Annotated in this window: 15 protein-coding genes; 7 read left to right on the top strand and 8 right to left on the bottom strand. The window is 48.5% G+C overall.

From position 1 onward, the window contains the following. The first annotated feature begins 11 nt into the window (after positions 1 to 11). The 6 genes from KTG12_RS13610 (at position 12) to rho (ending at position 9,847) form a co-directional block, all read left to right on the top strand. Entirely contained in the window at positions 12 to 2,255 is a 2,244-nt protein-coding gene (locus tag KTG12_RS13610) for a GH92 family glycosyl hydrolase (RefSeq protein ID WP_155144316.1), read from the top strand. Between the two features lie 315 nt (positions 2,256 to 2,570). Continuing rightward, a complete protein-coding gene (aspS, locus tag KTG12_RS13605; protein ID WP_005647227.1) occupies positions 2,571 to 4,328 on the top strand; it encodes an aspartate--tRNA ligase in 1,758 nt (585 codons plus the stop codon). A gap of 84 nt (positions 4,329 to 4,412) precedes the next feature. Then, on the top strand, positions 4,413 to 5,510 hold the full coding sequence (locus KTG12_RS13600) for a Nif3-like dinuclear metal center hexameric protein (protein WP_005647224.1): 1,098 nt from the start codon (positions 4,413 to 4,415) through the stop codon (positions 5,508 to 5,510). Position 5,511: 1 nt separating this feature from the next. Further along, the gene (locus KTG12_RS13595; protein WP_005635305.1) at positions 5,512 to 6,276 is read left to right on the top strand and encodes a zinc ribbon domain-containing protein; all 765 of its coding nucleotides are present in this window, start codon (positions 5,512 to 5,514) and stop codon (positions 6,274 to 6,276) included. Between the two features lie 4 nt (positions 6,277 to 6,280). Next, positions 6,281 to 7,615 carry a tRNA lysidine(34) synthetase TilS gene (tilS, locus tag KTG12_RS13590; RefSeq protein WP_122343138.1) on the top strand — a complete coding sequence of 445 codons (1,335 nt, stop codon included), beginning with the start codon at positions 6,281 to 6,283 and terminating at the stop codon, positions 7,613 to 7,615. A gap of 183 nt (positions 7,616 to 7,798) precedes the next feature. Next, positions 7,799 to 9,847 (top strand): transcription termination factor Rho, encoded by a 2,049-nt coding sequence (gene rho / locus KTG12_RS13585; RefSeq protein ID WP_022322550.1) that lies wholly within the window; start codon positions 7,799 to 7,801, stop codon positions 9,845 to 9,847. A 166-nt stretch (positions 9,848 to 10,013) separates the two neighbouring features. On the opposite strand, the gene KTG12_RS13580 is transcribed toward rho, so the two are convergent. Next, positions 10,014 to 11,297, bottom strand: coding sequence for a DEAD/DEAH box helicase (locus KTG12_RS13580; protein WP_005647221.1), 1,284 nt, complete (start codon positions 11,295 to 11,297; stop codon positions 10,014 to 10,016). Positions 11,298 to 11,485: 188 nt separating this feature from the next. On the opposite strand from KTG12_RS13580, the gene KTG12_RS13575 reads away from it, so the two are divergent. Continuing rightward, positions 11,486 to 13,030, top strand: coding sequence for an ATP-binding protein (locus tag KTG12_RS13575; protein WP_216945459.1), 1,545 nt, complete (start codon positions 11,486 to 11,488; stop codon positions 13,028 to 13,030). A 9-nt stretch (positions 13,031 to 13,039) separates the two neighbouring features. Here the strand turns inward: KTG12_RS13575 and KTG12_RS13570 are convergent, their stop codons facing one another. The 7 genes from KTG12_RS13570 to KTG12_RS13540 all read right to left on the bottom strand — a co-directional run bounded on the left by KTG12_RS13570 (position 13,040) and on the right by KTG12_RS13540 (position 19,202). After that, entirely contained in the window at positions 13,040 to 13,867 is an 828-nt protein-coding gene (locus tag KTG12_RS13570) for a transporter substrate-binding domain-containing protein (protein ID WP_005635296.1), read from the bottom strand. Positions 13,868 to 13,871: 4 nt separating this feature from the next. Continuing rightward, the gene (locus tag KTG12_RS13565; RefSeq protein ID WP_122300319.1) at positions 13,872 to 15,983 is read right to left on the bottom strand and encodes a putative porin; all 2,112 of its coding nucleotides are present in this window, start codon (positions 15,981 to 15,983) and stop codon (positions 13,872 to 13,874) included. 105 nt (positions 15,984 to 16,088) lie between these two features. Then, on the bottom strand, positions 16,089 to 16,643 hold the full coding sequence (locus tag KTG12_RS13560) for a 2-oxoacid:acceptor oxidoreductase family protein (protein WP_005635292.1): 555 nt from the start codon (positions 16,641 to 16,643) through the stop codon (positions 16,089 to 16,091). Positions 16,644 to 16,668: 25 nt separating this feature from the next. Continuing rightward, positions 16,669 to 17,433, bottom strand: coding sequence for a thiamine pyrophosphate-dependent enzyme (locus KTG12_RS13555; RefSeq protein WP_005635290.1), 765 nt, complete (start codon positions 17,431 to 17,433; stop codon positions 16,669 to 16,671). 139 nt (positions 17,434 to 17,572) lie between these two features. Beyond that, entirely contained in the window at positions 17,573 to 17,746 is a 174-nt protein-coding gene (locus KTG12_RS13550; protein WP_173022999.1) for a hypothetical protein, read from the bottom strand. Between the two features lie 42 nt (positions 17,747 to 17,788). Next, positions 17,789 to 18,871, bottom strand: coding sequence for a 3-methyl-2-oxobutanoate dehydrogenase subunit VorB (locus KTG12_RS13545; RefSeq protein ID WP_005635285.1), 1,083 nt, complete (start codon positions 18,869 to 18,871; stop codon positions 17,789 to 17,791). Positions 18,872 to 18,968: 97 nt separating this feature from the next. After that, complete coding sequence (locus KTG12_RS13540) at positions 18,969 to 19,202, bottom strand: ferredoxin family protein (RefSeq protein WP_005635283.1); 234 nt, start codon at positions 19,200 to 19,202, stop codon at positions 18,969 to 18,971. Between the last annotated feature and the right edge of the window lie 30 nt (positions 19,203 to 19,232).

Genomic DNA, 19,232 nt, shown 5'->3' with positions numbered 1-19,232 from the left:
GAGTTGGTGTTATGAAGATGGTGTTGTTTTCTTTTCTATTGGGTTGCTGTTCTTTGCTGGTTTCTGCGCAACAGCCGGTAGATTATGTGAATCCGTTTATCGGGACAAGCAACTACGGGACGACCAATCCCGGTGCGATTTGCCCCCAGGGAATGATGAGTGTCACCCCCTTCAATGTGATGGGGTCGAAAAGTAATAAGTTTGATAAGGACAGCCAATGGTGGTCCACGCCTTATTCGGCGGATAATAATTTCTTCACCGGTTATGCGCACGTCAATCTGAGCGGTGTCGGTTGTCCGGAGATGGGAAGCCTGTTGTTGATGCCTACCTCCGGGGAACTGAATGTGGATTATCACGCATACGGCAGCGAATACAAGAACGAGGTAGCCCATCCAGGCTATTACAGTAATATCCTGACGAAATATAACATCAAGACGGAAGCTACCGCCTCCATGCGTACCGGCCTGACACGTTTTACTTTCCCGAAAGGGCAGGGGAATATCCTCTTGAATTTGGGTGAGGGGCTGACGAATGAAACCGGTGCGACCGTTCGTATGGTGAGCGATACGGAGATAGAAGGAAGCAAGCTGCTCGGTACGTTCTGCTATAACCCGCAGGCTGTTTTCCCGATCTATTTCGTGATGAAGCTCAGCAAAGCCCCCAAGCAGGCCGGTTACTGGAAGAAACAACGCGAGATGAAGGGAGTGGAGGCCGAATGGGATGCCTATTCCGGCAAATATAAATTGTACACGAAGTACGACCGTGAGATGAGCGGTGACGACATCGGTGTCTGGTTCAAGTATGATACCGAAGAAGACGAAGTGATCGAAGTAAAGATGGGTGTCTCGTTTGTCAGCATCGAGAATGCCCGCCTGAATATGAACACCGAACAGCCGGATTTCAATTTCGACAAAGTGCGTGCGGCAGCCGGCAAGATGTGGAACGACGATCTGTCGCGTGTGATGGTGGAAGGCGGGACGAACGACGATAAGACGATTTTCTATACCGCCATGTACCACCTGCTGATCCATCCGAACATCATCCAGGACGTGAATGGCGAATATCCGATGATGGAAAGCCTGAAAGTCGGCCATACTACCGGAAACCGCTATACGGTCTTATCGCTCTGGGACACCTACCGCAATGTCAGCACATTGATGACATTGCTCTATCCCGAAAAACAGCTCGACATCATCCGCACCATGATCGACATGTACAAGGAAAGCGGCTGGCTTCCGAAGTGGGAACTGTACGGACGCGAGACACTGACGATGGAAGGCGATCCGTCTATCCCTTATATCGTGGATGCTTATATGCGCGGTTTGCGCGATTACGATATCGAGACTGCCTACGAAGGGATGCGCAAGGGTGCTACTACTCCCGGAGAGTTCAACCTGCTCCGCCCGGACAATAACGACTATATGAGCAAAGGCTACGTCCCCTTGCGCGAACAGTATGATAATTCGGTTTCGCATGCCTTGGAATATTATATTGCCGACTGGAATCTCTCGTTGTTGGCAGATGCGTTGGGAAAGAAGGAAGACGCCAAGCTGTTCCGTGAGCGGGCTATGGGCTATAAGCATTACTATTGCAAGGAGTTCGGTACGCTTCGTCCCATCCTGCCCGACGGCACGTTCTATTCCCCTTTCGATCCGAAACAGGGGGAGAACTTCGAGCCGAGCCCCGGTTTCCATGAAGGAAACGCCTGGAACTACACGTTCTATGTCCCCCATGACATCAAAGGCCTTGCCAAACTGATGGGCGGTCAGAAGAAGTTTGTCGATAAGTTGCAGATGGTCTTCGACAAAGGGTACTACGATATGGCAAACGAGCCGGATATCGCCTATCCGTACCTCTTCAGCTATTTCAAGGGAGAAGCCTGGCGTACGCAGAAGCTGGTTCGCGAACTGTTGGGCAAATATTATCATAATGCTCCGAACGGACTTCCGGGTAACGACGATACGGGTACGATGTCTACCTGGGCGATCTTCTCGATGATGGGATTCTATCCGGCCTGTCCCGGTGACCTGGATTATGTTGTGACTTCTCCGACCTTCAACAAGGTGACGATCCGGCTGGACGAGAAGTTCTACCCGAAAGGCGAATTGGTGATCGAGTCCGCCCGCAAAACCCCGGAAGATATTTATATCAAAGAGGTGACAGCCGGCGGAAAGAAGCTGAAAGGGTATACGATTTCGCAAGACGAACTGGTGAATGCCGGGACATTGCGCTTTACGCTGGAAAACAAGCATTGATTTCCCCTCTCAATTTTATTTGAAATGGCATTTAAACGTTGAAAAACGGTTTCAAATTTTCTTGAAGCCGTTTTTCACTATTGAATCTCCGTTTCAATATTTCTTGAAGTGCCTTTTTAATGGTGAAAAACCGTTTCAAGAAAAATGGAGATGGGTTTCACCATTGAAAAATGGCTTCAAGAAAATTAGAAACGACTTTTCAACGTTTAAATGCCATTTCAAATATTCTTGAGACCTATAAATTATTATCTTTGCACACGTAAAAAAGAAAAACAGTTTAATCCATATTATATACAGTTTAATCCATATTATATAATGTATAGAACAAGAACATGTGGCGACCTGCGCCTCGCCGATGAAGGCTTGGTGATTACGCTGGCCGGCTGGGTACAGAAAACCCGTAAGATGGGTGGCATGACGTTCGTGGATATCCGCGACCGTTACGGTATTACGCAATTGGTGTTTAACCAGGAAGTGGATGCCGCTCTTTGTGAGAAAGCAAATAAGCTGGGACGCGAATATGTTATCCAGGTGACGGGAACCGTTCGCGAACGTTCCAGCAAAAATCCGAATATCCCTACCGGTGAGATCGAAATCATCGTTTCGGAACTGAATGTCCTGAATGCTGCCGTGACTCCTCCTTTCACGATTGAAGACGATACGGACGGGGGGGACGACCTGCGTATGAAATACCGTTATCTGGATTTGCGCCGCAACGCCGTCCGCAAGAACCTGGAACTGCGTCATCGTATGGCTTTCGAGGTGCGTAACTATCTGGATAAGCAAGGATTCCTGGAAGTCGAAACTCCGGTGCTGGTAAACTCGACGCCTGAGGGGGCGCGTGACTTTGTCGTGCCTTCCCGTATGAATCCCGGACAGTTCTACGCTTTGCCTCAGTCTCCGCAGACGTTGAAGCAGTTGTTGATGGTTTCCGGTTTCGACCGTTATTTCCAGATCGTGAAATGTTTCCGTGACGAAGACCTGCGTGCGGACCGCCAGCCCGAATTTACACAGATCGACTGCGAAATGAGCTTTGTGGAACAGGAAGACGTGCTGAACATTTTCGAAGGAATGGCCAAGCATCTGTTCAAGGTGATCCGGGGCATCGATATAAAAGAAGCTTTCCCGCGTATCAGTTGGCACGATGCCATGAAATATTACGGAAGCGACAAGCCGGACCTGCGTTTCGATATGAAGTTCGTCGAACTGATGGACATCATGAAGGGACACGGCTTCTCCGTATTCGATAATGCTGCTTATGTCGGCGGTATCTGTGCGGAAGGGGCGGCTTCTTATACGCGCAAGCAGCTGGATGCGCTGACTGAGTTTGTGAAACGTCCGCAGATCGGTGCAAAGGGCATGGTATATGCCCGTGTGGAGGCAGACGGCAATGTGAAGTCGAGTGTGGATAAATTCTATACCCAGGAAGTATTGCAGCAGATGAAAGAGGCCTTTGGTGCAAAACCGGGCGACTTGATTCTGATCCTTTCCGGCGACGATGCGATGAAGACGCGCAAACAACTTTGCGAATTGCGTCTGGAAGTGGCCGGTCAGTTGGGCTTGCGTGACAAGAACAAGTTCGCCTGCCTGTGGGTGATCGACTTCCCGCTGTTCGAGTGGAGCGAAGAAGACCAGCGCTTCTATGCAATGCACCATCCGTTTACTTCTCCCAAACCCGAAGATATTCCTTTGCTGGACAGCGATACGGGAGCCGTCCGTGCGAATGCATACGACATGGTGATCAATGGTGTCGAAGTGGGTGGCGGTTCCATCCGTATCCACGACAGCAAGTTGCAGGATAAGATGTTCCAGTTGCTGGGCTTCACCGAAGAAAAGGCACAGGAGCGTTTCGGCTTCCTGATGAATGCCTTCAAATATGGTGCGCCTCCTCACGGTGGTCTGGCTTACGGTCTGGACCGTTGGGTCTCTTTGTTTGCCGGCCTCGATTCTATCCGTGACTGTATCGCGTTCCCGAAAAACAACTCCGGTCGCGATGTCATGCTGGATGCGCCCGGACAACTGGATGATTCGCAGTTGGAAGAATTATGCCTGAAAGTAGATATTAAGGAGTAATATACCGATAGGTCGATTTGCCGGTATGCTGGTGAATGGTTCACTGGCCTATTGGCAAATTGATTTATTTATAAATTATTGATTATGTTAAGGGTTAAGGATATACTGAAAGAAATCGAACAATACGCTCCGTTGCCATTGCAGGAGAGCTTTGACAATGCAGGTGTGCAGGTAGGCGATGTGAATCAGCCGGCTACCGGTGCGCTTCTTTGCCTCGACGTCACCGAAGAGGTGGTGGACGAGGCGATAGAGATGGGGTGTAATCTGATTGTCTCTCATCATCCTTTGGCCTTTAAAGCCTTCAAATCCCTGACCGGTTCGACCTATATCGAGCGGTGCATGATGAAGGCCTGCAAGTATGACTTGGTGATCTATGCCGCCCATACCAATCTCGATAATGCGGCGGGAGGCGTGAACTTCCGTCTGGCGGAACTGATCGGGCTGGAAAATGTCCGTGTCCTGAGCCCCCAGAAAGGAGCTTTGCTGAAGCTGGTCACTTTCGTGCCGGAGGCCTATGCCGATTTGGTGAGGACGACCTTGTTCAATGCGGGAGCCGGAGCGATAGGCGACTATGATTCTTGTAGCTTCAGCCTGCCGGGGAGCGGGACTTTCCGTGCCGGCGAAGGGACGAACCCGTTCTGTGGCGAAATAGGCGAGTTGCATGTGGAGTCGGAAATCCGTATCGAAACGATATTGCCCGCTTTCCGTAAGTCGACGGTGACGCGTGCGTTGCTTTCCGTCCATCCTTATGAAGAACCGGTATTCGATTTCTATCCTTTGGATAATGCCTGGAACCAGGTCGGTTCGGGGGTAGTGGGAGAGTTGCCCGAAGAAGAGAGTGAATTGGGCTTCCTGCAACGGATCAAGGAACTGTTCCAGGTGGGGTGCGTGAAGCATTCCGCCCTGACCGGCAAGCCGATACGCGAAGTCGCTTTATGCGGGGGGAGCGGCGCTTTCCTGATCAAAGACGCAATCAGTTACGGTGCGGACGTTTTCATTACGGGGGAGGCTAAATATAATGACTTTTACGATGTGGAAGACCGGATTCTGCTGGCGGTTATTGGTCATTATGAAAGTGAAGTCTGTACAAAAGATATCTTTTATAACATAATATCGAAAAAATTCCCTACCTTTGCGGTACATTTTTCGAATGTTAATTCAAACCCGGTAAAATATTTATAGAATGGCTACAGATAAACAATCAGCTGAAAAAGAGATTACAGTTGAAGAAAAGCTTTCTACGCTGTATCAGCTTCAGACGATGATGACTGAAATTGATAAGATCAAGACACTTCGCGGCGAACTTCCCTTGGAAGTACAGGACTTGGAAGATGAGATCGCTGGTCTGGAAACACGTCTTCAGAACTATCAGTCAGAAATTAAAGATTTTGAGAATGCTGTTGTAGAACAGAAACATAAGATTACGGAGTCAACCGGTCTGATTGAAAAATATAAAGCGCAGTTGGATAACGTGCGTAACAACCGTGAGTTCGACAACTTGTCAAAAGAAATAGAATTTCAGGGACTTGAAATCGAGTTCTCTGAAAAGAAGATTCGTGAATTCGGTGAAGCGATCAACCGTAAGAAGGAAGAGATCGCCGAACTGTCCGAAAGACTGGAAGGCCGTAAGGCTGATTTGGTTCAAAAGCAGGGTGAACTGGAACAGATCATTTCCGAAACCAAGCAGGACGAAGAGAAACTGCGCGAAAAAGCAAAGAAACTGGAAGCGAATATCGAACCGCGCCTCTTGACTGCTTTCAAACGTATCCGCAAGGGGGCACGTAACGGCTTGGCTGTCGTATATGTACAGCGTGGTGCCTGCGGTGGTTGTTTCAACAAGATTCCGCCCCAGAAACAGTTGGATATCAAGTTGCGTAAGAAAGTGATCGTTTGCGAATACTGTGGTCGTATCATGATCGACCCTGAATTGGCAGGCATAGAAGAATAATCGGATGCGCGACGTTGTCCGTGCATATATAGAGAAATATCGGTTGCTTACGGAAAACCGTCCGGTTCTGGTCGGTGTAAGTGGCGGAGCAGATTCAATAGCCCTACTCACCATTTTGGTGGAGTCGGGCTATTCCTGTATTGCGGCGCATTGTAATTTTCATTTGCGGGGAGACGAATCCCTGCGTGATGAACAGTTTGTAAGGGAGTATGCCCGAAAACTGGATGTCCCTTTCCTGATGACGGACTTCGATACCCGAAAATATGCAGCCGACCGGCATCTCTCCATTGAAATGGCTGCCCGCGAGGTGCGCTATGGCTGGTTCGAAGAGCAACGGGCTGCAACCGGGGCGCAGGCTGTCGCTGTGGCTCATCATCGTGACGACAGTGTGGAAACGCTTTTGATGAATCTGGTACGTGGGACCGGCATCAGGGGAATGAGCGGGATTCGTCCGAGGAACGGTTTCGTGGTGCGCCCTTTGCTTGCCGTGAGCCGTGAGGATATCTTGGAGTGGCTTGCCGGACGCGGTTTGACGTATGTGACCGACAGTACCAACCTTTCCGATGCTTATACGCGCAATTTTATCCGCCTGCGTGTCCTTCCGCTTCTGGAGGAAATCAATCCTTCCGTGAAGGATGCGATCGCCCGTACGTCCGAACATCTGTCGGCAGCCGAAGCCGTTTATCTGCATGTGGTGGAAGAGGCGAGGAATGCCGTGGTCGAGCAAGGGGACCGCCTTTCGATTGCCGCCTTGATGCGTTACCCGTCGCCCGATGCTATTTTATACGAGTTACTCAAAACCTATGGCTTTACTCGTCCGGTGGCGGAGGATGTTTATTTGTCCCTGACGAAAGAATCGGGCAAAACCTTTTTCTCTTCTACGCACCGGTTGATAAAAGATCGGGACTATTTATTGTTATCTCCCCTTGTAAAAGAAGAGGTCCGTGAATATACACTGACCGGTGGCGAGAAAGTTTGGTCCGGTCCTGTCGAACTTTCTTTCGAGAAGATTGTTATTAAGGAAGATTTCCATATCCGGAAAGATAAAAATATCGCTTATTTCGATTACGACAAACTGGCTTTTCCGCTTACCCTGCGTACATGGAAAGAAGGAGATTGGTTTATTCCTTTTGGCATGAAAGGGCGGAAGAAATTAAGCGATTATTTCTCGGATCATAAATTCAGCCGTTTAGATAAGGAACGGACGTGGCTTTTATGCAGCGGAGGCGCTGTTATCTGGATTGTAGGAGAACGTTCCGATAATCGTTTTTGCCTGGACAAAACAACTAAAAGTGTGTTAGTTGTGAATTTTTTTCCGACAAAAAGCGAGAGTAACTGAAAATATTATTACATTTGCAAAGATTTACTCCGCAGATGTGTTACTAATGATTCAAATTAGCTCAACAATCCGGTTTTCACATGAAATTATTAATTATCAAATTATAAAAGATACAATGATTGCGTTGTACGCGTGCCGTGTCCGGTCGTGTAAGTACGTCGTTTTTATTATTCACTTCGCATTATGCAAAAATATAACATTCTAGAACTAAATGAAAAACTCCTTCCTGAGTTGCAAAGTATAGCGGAAGAGTTAGGTATTAAAAAAGTAAGTTCCCTTAAGAAAGAGGAACTTGTATACAGAATTCTTGACGAACAGGCCATTTCATACGCCGGCATCCAGGCTGAAAAGGAGAAAGAAAAGGAAGCAAAGAAAGCAGAAAGGCAGACTAAGGCTAAGAAAACAAAAGCTGCGGCTCCGAAAGGCGCAAAAGCTGATGCCAAAACGAAAGTCGCTGCTCCCGCCACACCCGTTGAAGTTTCGGTAGAAGAGGTCGCTCCGGAAGCTCCGGAACAGCCCGAACGTAAAAGACGGACTCGTATTGACAAGAAAGAAAAAGTGGCCGCGGCTGTTGTTCCTGTCCAGAAAAACGAAGAGGCAGCCGTTTCCAAAAGTCCGGTTTCAGCCAATGCTCCTGTATCCGAAACTCTTGTCCAGGTAGCTGATGCTACGGCCGACGTCCCTGCCGAAACGGTAAAACCGGCAGCAAAGAAAGTGGTTAAGAAGACTGACAAGCCTGTAGAGAAACCGTTGCTTCCTCCTGTTGTCGTGGAATCGGATAACGGAGAGCTTCCGGCCGAAATCGCTCCTGAAGTAACGGAAGAACCGGCTGTCGTGGAAACTCCTGCCGCTTCGACTCCGTCAGACGAACCTAAACGTGTGGTATTCCGCCATCCGGACACCAAATCAGTTCTCGATCAACTTTTCCCATTCTCTTCCACACCTGCAAAACCGGAACCGAAAGCGCGTGAAGAACAACCTGCAGCCGCCCAGCAGCAGAACAATCCTCGCCAGAATAACAACAGACAGAACAACCAGAATAATCATAACAACCAGCGCAACAACAATAATAACAATGCTGTGCAGGAAAAACAGTATGAGTTTGACGGTATACTGACAGGTGTCGGTGTGCTGGAAATGATGCCTGACGGATATGGTTTCTTGCGTTCTTCCGATTATAACTACCTGACTTCCCCGGATGATATTTACGTATCGCAGTCGCAGATCAAGCTGTTCGGCCTGAAGACCGGCGACGTGGTGGAGGGGGCTATCCGTCCTCCGAAGGAAGGTGAAAAATATTTCCCGCTTGTCAAAGTGGACAAGATCAACGGCCGTACGCCTGAAGAAGTCCGTGACCGTGTTCCTTTCGATCATCTGACTCCGCTTTTCCCGGACGAAAAATTCATGTTGACGGCCCGCAAGTCTTCGAAAGTATATGATAATATCGCCGTACGTGTAGTAGATCTGTTCTCGCCGATCGGCAAGGGACAGCGTGGTCTGATCGTGGCACAGCCGAAGACCGGTAAGACGATGCTGTTGAAGGATATCGCCAATGCGATCGCAGCCAACCATCCTGAAGTGTATATGATTATCCTGCTGATCGACGAACGTCCTGAAGAGGTGACCGATATGGCCCGTAGCGTAGATGCCGAAGTGATTGCTTCTACTTTCGACGAACCGGCTGAACGCCATGTGAAAATTGCCGAAATCGTATTGAATAAGGCTAAACGTATGGTGGAATGTGGACATGATGTCGTGATCCTGTTAGACTCTATCACACGTCTGGCTCGTGCTTACAATACGGTTCAGCCGGCTTCCGGTAAAGTGCTCTCCGGTGGTGTGGATGCGAACGCATTGCAGAAACCGAAACGTTTCTTCGGGGCTGCCCGTAACATCGAAAACGGCGGCAGCCTGACGATCCTGGCAACGGCATTGACTGAAACCGGTTCGAAGATGGACGATGTGATCTTTGAAGAATTCAAAGGTACGGGTAATATGGAGTTGCAGTTGGATCGCAAGCTGGCAAACAAACGTGTTTATCCGGCTGTCGATATCACAGCGTCCAGCACGCGCCGCGACGACCTGTTGCAGGATGAAAACACCGTGAACCGTATGTGGATCCTGCGTAAGTACCTGGCCGATATGAACTCTATGGAGGCTATGGAATTTGTCAAGAAGCGCATGGAACAGACATTCGATAATATGGAGTTCTTGGCTTCGATGAACGGATAAGTTAGGGGATTCTCGATATTGATAAAAACGCAGATCGGGCTCGGCCTGGTCTGCGTTTTTTATATTGGATTCGAATCTCTGTTTTCTATATTTTGCAACGCTATGCACTTATAATCGTCGGCCGGCATTTGTATAAATGCCGGTCGACATATTTATAAACGTTAGCCTATGCTTCCTTCCTCGGTCTTCCTCTGCGGCGTTGGTTGTTGCCGCTGCCGGAGCGGTTGTCGCTTTTCCCTTTTCCGCCGTCTTTGCGGGGGCGTCCTCTGCCACGACGCATGTTGGAGTATTTTTCGGGCTCGTATAAAGGTGTTTCGCCGAATTTGGGATCGACCGGTATTTTATAGATTTCCTTATCCAGGAATTCTTCGATGCGTTTGAATTGGAATTGTTCTTCGGTTGAAATGAAAGTGATGGCCAGCCCTTCGCCGTTTGTTCCGCGGGCGGTACGGCCGATGCGGTGCACGTAGTCTTCCGGGTCGTGGGGAATGTCGAAATTGATAACCAGCTTGATGTCGTTGATATCGATACCGCGCGAGACGACGTCAGTGGCGACGAGGATGTCTATACGTCCGTTCTTGAACTCTTTCATCACCTCTTCACGCTGTGACTGCTCAAGGTCAGAATGCATGGCTGCGACGTTGAACTTCATCCGTTTGAGAGTGGATGCCAGCTCTTTTACTTTCATTTTCGAGGACGAAAAAATGATGACACGCTGCGGACGGCTCTTTGAGAACAAGTCTTCCAATATGCGCAGTTTCTGCATGTCATAGCAGACATAGGCCGTTTGCATGATTGTTTCGGGTGGACGGGAGATGGCTATCTTGACTTCTTCCGGGTTTTTCAGGATCGTTTGGGCCAGTGTCCGGATCTTGGGAGGCATTGTGGCAGAGAACATGATGGTCTGGCAGGTTGCCGGCAGTAGTTTGTAGACCTGCATGATATCGTCATAAAATCCCATATCGAGCATCCGGTCCGCTTCATCCAGGACGAAGAAGGATACTTGCGACAGATCGACAGTGCCCAGTTTGATATGCGACAACAGACGTCCGGGGGTAGCGATCACGATATCGGCCCCCATTTCCATCCCTCGCTTTTGCTGTTCCCAGGCAATACCGTCCGTGCCTCCGTAGACGGCAACGGCGGAAACCGGGACGAAATAGGTGAAACCTTCGATCTGCTGGTCGATCTGTTGGGCCAATTCGCGTGTGGGAGCCATGATGATGGCATTGATGGCATTGGCCGGATGTAATCCTTTGCTGAGTTCATTGATCACCGGCAACACATAAGCCGCAGTCTTTCCTGTCCCTGTCTGTGCACAGGCAATAATGTCTTTCCCTTCCAAAATGACCGGAATCGTCAGTTCCTGTACTGGAGTTGTCTCCAGAAAATTCATTGCGTCAAGGCCGTCCAATACGGCCTCTTCTAAGTCCAATTCGTCAAATCTCATCTTTCATCATTAAATTCCCGGTAAAGGTAGATAATATTTGGCAATATTTGTTATATAGAACGCAGCTCTTCTTTCAAAAGAGTTATTTTTTCAAGGGAAGATTGATTTTTGTGATATTTTCCGGGGAAGATTGTGATAAAAATAAATATCTTTATACCCAAATTAGCGTTTTAAAGCATTTTGTTTATATGGGCGGCATTTATGGCGGGAAGGACATCCGGCCAATCTCACAAAAGCAAGATTCATTACATGGATTGATCAATACGATTTTGGATAAACTACCGTTAGGCGTTTTTGTAAAAGATGCAGAAGATGGTTTCAGGTATCTGTATTGGAACCGCTTCATGGAAGAAATAACCGGTATCGGTACGGAAGAAGTTGAGGGTCACAATGATTTCGAACTGAGTTTTGATGCGATCATGCCCGCAGAAGAGCGTTTAGGGCTGGATCGTGATGTCATGGAGACGGGTAGGACTATTGAATTTAGCGGGAAGATTTCTGATGCGTATGGCATCCCGAAGGATATCGAAGTCACGAAATTCCCGATTGTCTTGAGCAATGGCAAACCCCTTTTGCTGGCTTTGTGGCGTGACGTCACGGTCCGCAACAAGATGGAGAATACCTTGAGACGTTCGCAGGTACTTACTAAGATGGCCCTGCATTCCAATGATATCCGTCTCTGTTCCATATTCGTGAATCCTGACAGCAAACGGAATTATGATGATTCGGTTGTCCAGGTAAATAACTGGTTGCCGGGTAAAGAAGACGAGCTGGTCGATATTTCATGGCCTCGTTTTGCCGCGCGGGTTCATCCTGACGACAGGGAGAGACACGATGAGGCTTTTCGGAAATTATGTTCGGGAGAGATATCGGAAATGAAAATCGAGTTGCGTGTGAAATACCCGGGAATGGATCATTACCACTGGCGTGAATCGTCGGCAACCGTCTACGAACGGGATGAACGGGGAAGGGTGCTTGTGATCCTGGGATGTACGATCAACATACAGGAACGCAAAGGGCAGGAGCTGAACCTGGAAGAAGCCAAGCACAAGGCGGAGCTTGCCGATAAGATGAAGTCCAAGTATCTGGCGGATATGAGCCATGAGATCCGCACCCCGCTGAATGCGATCACCGGTTTTTCCGAATTGATGGCTTTTGCCGATTCGGATGAGGAGCGTAGGGAATATTATGAGATCATCAAGACCAATAACCTGCTGCTGATGCAACTGATAAACGATATACTCGACCTGTCCAAGATCGAAGCCGACGCTATCAGGATCAGTTATGAACCGGTCGATATAAACGGGCTGATGGATACGATATTCGCCTCTATCAAACTTCGTATGCCCGAAGGAGTGCAGTTGTTCTTGGAAAAAGGTAGCTGCACGTGCTGTTTCGGAGCCGATAGTATCCGTCTGTTGCAATTGATCAATAATCTGGCGAATAATGCGATTAAGAATACCAAGCAGGGAAGTATCACGCTGGGATATACCTGCCTGCCGGATAAATGTCTGAAATTTTATGTGAAGGATACGGGAACCGGCATTGCAAAAGATAAACTGGAGAGCCTTTTCACACGCTTCGTTAAGGTGAACGATTATGTGGAAGGTATCGGTTTGGGGCTTGCCATCTGCCAAGGGCTGGTTACGAAAATGGGTGGTTCCATGCACGTGGAATCCGAATTAGGGGTCGGTTCGACTTTCTCCTTCGTGCTGCCGTCGCATGAGGGATAAAGTGATGCATTATTTATAATATTTCTTGTATATCTTGTCGAATGTACCGTTCTTGCGTATCTGTTCCAGCCAGCTGTTCAGGCTGTCGAGCAGGATAGGGGAATCTTTGCGGACTGCCCAGGATTGGAGTTGCGTGAAACTTATGTCTGTTTTGATATCTATTTCCGGGAGTTGCTTTTGGGAAAGGACAGCCGTCTGCTGGTCGCAAACGGCATAATCGATATCTCCTTTGGCAACCATGATGGCAAGCTGTTCCCCGGAGTATAATTCGTCTTCTATCACGTAGATCGTATCGCCGATCTCATGTCCTAAGTTTTGTAGCCTGAGCTGGGCGGGAGAATCTTTGGGGATATATAGGGTCTTACCGGCCAGATCGAGTTGGTTGCGAATGGGCTTGAGCCCGTTATTGGCCGCTTCCGTCCGTTGTATCAGGACTTGTTTGTCGAGGACGATCGGTTCGGTGAACAGATATTTCTCTTTGATCTCGCTGGTGATCGGGATATTGCGGGCAACGGCATCGCAATTGTTCTCTTCAAGCATATCGAAGCTTTCGGCCAGGCTCATCTCCAAAAATATCTGTATTTCCAGACCTGATAATTGGGCGATAGCCTGGCTCAGTTCATATTGGAAACCTTCTATCGTGTCACCTGCCACATAATACCCCGATTGATTGTATTCGGTCACCAGCCGCAGGATTCCTTCTTCTTTGATCTCCGGATAATCGCGTGGGAAGACTTCAGCCTTCGGCATGGTTTTCAGGCGCCATAACATGATCATGGTTGCTACGGCGATTATCAGCAGCCCGGTGTAGACTCCTATCAGTTTCCTCGATTTCATAAGATCAGTTGTTGAATGTGACAGCCACGCCCATTTTCAGGACGAACGGATCCAGCGGATAGTGCGCCAGCGAGAAATAGTTCGGATTGACGAACTTGGAACCCAGGTTATAACCCATCACAAAGAAACGAGCCTGTTTCAGGTGGAAGTTGACGTAGGCATTGACAAGCGGGAAATTGCCGACTTTCACTTCGTCCTGTACCTGGAACTGCTGTGTGGCCGGTTCGTAATACGGGGCGTAGTAAGAAGTGTTATAATACATATTGGCTCCCAATTGCACCATCAGCACCTTTGCTACCTTGAATTTCAGATACATATTGGTATACAGGCTGATTTGAGGCAAAGGCAGTACGCTTTTGTCGCTGCTCAGCTGGTAGGCCACTTCGTTTTCCCATCCGAAAGCGCGGTACATGACATCTTGTTTGATGCGGGCGTTTATCACTTGCAGATTCCCGCTTTTCTGTTCCGGCATTCCTTGTTTGTTGAAGAATACATAGTTCTGTATGCTTTCGACCCCGGCAGACAACTGTGTCCGTGTGGACTCCAGGTTGATCTTGACTCCGGCATAGATTTGCTGGATCATGTTCATATCCCGGTTATCCCACCAGAAATAGCGGGAATGGAAGTGACGCATATAGAAGGAAGGAGTGACATTCTTGATGTATCCTTCCGCACTGATCGTCGCATCTTTTTTTAATAGCTTGAATTTGGTTTGCAGGTTTCCCGTGGCCCGAAATTCCCCGATATCGTCGCCTACGACACAAAGTTCTCCACGGGCATTGTAAGTCAGAATGTTTCCCCGGCGTTTGGAGATTTCGGCTCCGATATATGTCGAGAATTCATCATACACTTGTGTAATCGGAAATTCGATGGTGGAAGGAGAGGCGTTTAACCCGCTTCCATATTCGGGGTCGTAAGACAATCCCGGTATCTGGGCCGGCAACTGGAATTTGCGCTTGTCGAAAGTGGCAAAGGCAGTGATGCCGAACTTGGCCCAGTCTTGAAAACCTTCGCGGAGGGAAAGACCGAACGTATTGCGCAGATTCCAGTAGGAAGTGCGGTCGTCGACACCCGTGCCGTTTTCCAAACCGAATACACGCGGGTATCCATCCGGGGTCAGATAACATTCATTCAGGTTCTCGCCCGCTTCCGATCGGAAACGGCGGCGGTTGTCCTGATATTCCAGTGTATGAATGATACTGGATACGGGAATAAATACTTTCACGGGATTTCCCAGCGTATCCACTTCCCCTTCCAGTTCGCGCTCGAATCCGAGGTTATAATGGTGGCTGAGGAAATACTGTTTGCCACGTACCCGGTTCCATGCCTTGACCGGATAGCGTGTATTGAATGCCTTGGGGTCGTCCTGGTTTCTCTCGCCGGCAAAATATTGGTCCGGGTTAGTGATGACCGAGTCGTTGGCCAAGCCTCCGTTTTCGTAATTGATGAAGTTGAAGTTGCTCAAGTAAGCGTGCGCTTCGTAGCGATCCGACTTGTAACTGCCGAAAAGGCGGTAGCTTAACAGCTTATTACCGTTATTCTTGTAATATCCGCGGCTGTAGATATAGTCCAGGTCGCCACCTACGTTGATCTTCGGACCGAAGTTCATGGTCAGCGTGCCTTTCAGCCGTTCGTTTTTGCTTTCACTTCCCCCCATAGTCGTGTACATCACGTTTGTATAAGGGATTTTCGTGTTGTAGTACTGTGCGTTCTGAGGGTCCGTGATATAATAATCGTAAGCGTCGGCAAACAGGAAATCCCGTGGTTCCTTACGTTCGGAAAAGATGCGGGTTTGTGCCGGTGACCCTGTATTGGCCAGGTAGCCGACTGCCAGCGATTCGGATTCTACCAGCGTGCTGTTGGCGAAATTCAATTTATGCGTGTCCAACGGGGCAATATAAGGATCGCCCAACAGAGGGGTTAGCCGATAGGCCGTGATACGTCTGTTGCTTATTGCTGCGCTGTCTGGAATCAGCAGGCTGTCAGGGACTTCCTGATTGGCTTTGGATAGGTTTCCGAGTGAGAATCCTTTCCGGTCTCCACCTGGTCGGCGTTGTGCATGCAGGGCCGAAGCGGATATTATCAAGAGTAATAATATGTATAGGCTATGCTTCATGAGGGGCAAAGATAGTGATAATGTACCAATATGAACAATGTGCCAATATGCCAATTAATATTAGTTATATTTTTATTGGCATATTGGCACATTTAGCTAAGCGCCTTAATGGCACGTTTGCACATTGGTTATAATCTCCATGCCTTTCTTGATAGCCGCCTCGTTCATCGGGATGAGCTTGTGGTGGCGTTCGGGCAGGGATTTCTTCAAGCCTAACAAAACGTTTTCCAGTTTCACCATCGGAACGATTTTCAGCAGTCCGCCGAGGATCAGCATATTGAATGCTTTCTCGTTTTTCATCTCGGTAGCCGCGTCCATCGCATCCACACGATATACACTGACATCGGTCCGTTTCACCGGTGTATGGATTCCGTATCCGTCATAAATAATGATACCGCCTTTTTTCACCTTGTTTTCGAACTTCTCCATCGAAGGTTGGTTCAGGATGATGGCAATGTCATATTCGTTCAATACGGGAGAGCTAATGCGGTCGTCGCTCAGGATGACGGTTACGTTGGCTGTACCGCCTCGTTGTTCTGGGCCGTAAGAAGGCATCCAACTGACTTCCTTTCCTTCCATCAGGCCGGAATAAGCCAGGATCTTACCCATTGACAAAACCCCTTGTCCACCGAAACCTGCTATTATAATTTCTTGCTTCATTGCTTCAAAAATTAATAATTACTTATTATTCCTTATTCTTGAGATCTCCTAACGGATAGAACGGGAACATATTCTCTTCCATCCATTTGTTAGCTTTCTCAGGTGTCATTTTCCAACCGGACGAGCAGGTGGAAACGAATTCGACAATCGAAGTGCCTTTGCCGGCCATCGAGTTTTCGAATGCCTTGCGAAGCATCTTTTTAGCCTTGCGGACGGCTGCCGCGGTCTGTACGCTCTGGCGGGTGACCAGGCAGGTCCCTTCCAGTTGTGCAAGCAGGTCGCCGATCTTCAAAGGATAACCGTTTAGGGCGATATTACGGCCATACGGACAGGTTGCAGTCGGCATTCCTTCCAGTGTGGTAGGAGCCATCTGACCGCCTGTCATACCATAGATGGCATTGTTGACAAATACGATCACGATATTTTCTCCACGGTTGGCAGCATGGATTGTTTCGGCGGTACCGATGGCAGCCAAGTCGCCGTCGCCCTGGTACGTGAACACCATCTTGCCCGGATTCAGTCGCTTGACGGCTGTCGCGATGGCAGGCGCACGTCCGTGGGCCGCTTCGATCCAGTCGATATCCAGATAGTTATAGGCAAAAACGGCGCATCCGACGGGAGAGATGCCGATCGTTTTATCTTCCATCCCCATTTCGGCGATCACTTCGGCTATCAGCTTGTGTATCACGCCGTGGCTGCAACCGGGACAGTAGTGCATGGGATTTTCATTCATCAACCTGGGTTTTCCATATACCAGGTTTTCCGGTTTTATTATTTCGTTAATTTCCATACTATGAATAATTTTTCAATGTGCTTATATTAATAATGTGGTAATTTGCCTATGTGCCAGTTAAGGAATGCGTCAACAACAATATGGATTGGCACATTGTCTGATTGGCACATTGTCTGATTGGCACATTGCCACATTATTAATTTATAAATCTCATCAGATATTGAACCAAGCGGAAACAGATCGCCGCGCCACCGCAATACAGGAATGGCAGCCGGTTTTCAGGGAAGGCGAAGTAGCAAACGACTGCTGCCACTGCCAAAACCATGAATAACCAGGTCAATATCGTATCAATTTTACTTCCGCGAATCATCGTTGTTAATTTATGATTTATGAATTATGTATTACAAATCAATCATAATTCAAAATTCTTTTTCAGCGCATTCAGCACTTCATCCGGCGTGAACACGATACCTCCGAGACGGCCGAAATGTTCAACCTTTACTTTGCCGTTTACGGCCAGACGTACGTCTTCGACCATCTGTCCGGCGTTCAGTTCGACGGAAAGCATGCCCTTTACTTTCTCGGCATAAGCGGCGATCGCTTTTGTCGGGAACGGCCACAAAGTGATGGGACGGAGCAAGCCGAGCTTGATGCCTTCCGCACGTGCTATTTCCACCACCTTCTGGCAGATACGGGCAGAAGAACCGAAAGCGATCAGCAGATATTCGGCATCTTCGCACTGGAACTCTTCGTAGCGGACTTCATTTTCTTCGATCTTCCGATATTTAGCTTGGAAGCGGATGTTGTTCTCCTCCATCTTTGCCGGGTCCAGCTCCAGTGAAGTAATGACATTCGGTTTACGGCCGGCTGTCTTTCCCTGTGTGGCCCACGGGCATTCGGCTATGATTTCTTCCTCTGTACGGCGTGTATGGAAAGGAGGCAATACCACTTTTTCCATCATCTGCCCGATGATGCCGTCTGCCAGAATAATGGCCGGATTACTGTATTTGAAAGCGAGTTCGAAACCCAGTCCGACAAAGTCCGCCATTTCCTGTACGGAAGAGGGAGCGAGCGTGATCAGGCGGTAGTCGCCATGTCCGCCGCCTTTGACGGTCTGGAAATAGTCTGCCTGGCTGGGCTGGATTGTCCCCAGGCCGGGACCGCCACGCATCACGTTTACGATCAGACAGGGCAGTTCGGCTCCTGCGATATAAGATATACCTTCTTGTTTCAGACTGACACCGGGGCTGGACGAGGAGGTCATCACACGTTTGCCCGTACCTGCACCTCCATATACCATATTGATGGCTGCCACTTCACTTTCAGCCTGTAACACGACCATTCCGGTTGTTTCCCACGGCATTTCGGCCATCAGGGTTTCGAGTATCTCCGACTGCGGAGTGATCGGGTAGCCGAAGTAACCGTCCACACCGTAGCGGATAGCCGCATGGGCGATGGCTTCGTTACCCTTCATTAATTTTACTTCTTCTGCCATACCTTATATTTAATTGTCAATTGACAATTGACAATTTTGTTTTGTGATTAATATTCTGATTCCTTTTTCTGTTTGTTAAATTGTCAATTGTGCATTGTCAATTGTCAATTCTCTTCTTGTAGATGGTCAAACAACCGTCCGGACAAACCAACCCGCAGCTTGCACAACCGATGCAGTCATCGGGGTTTTTCATGTACACATAATGGTATCCCTTGTTGTTTACTTCACGCGGGTGCAATTCGAGAACATCCGACGGGCAGGCTACTACGCAGAGGTTACATCCTTTGCATCGCTCTGTGTTTACAACAACAGCTCCTTTTATCTTCGCCATAATTTATTATATTTAAAAACTAATGTAACA

Source organism: Parabacteroides sp. MSK.9.14, assembly GCF_019041495.1.
In the GTDB taxonomy this organism is placed as follows: Bacteria; Bacteroidota; Bacteroidia; order Bacteroidales; family Tannerellaceae; genus Parabacteroides; species Parabacteroides merdae.
The sequence above is the reverse complement of the archived record's forward strand: the minus strand, read 5'-3'. Positions and strand labels throughout refer to the sequence as shown.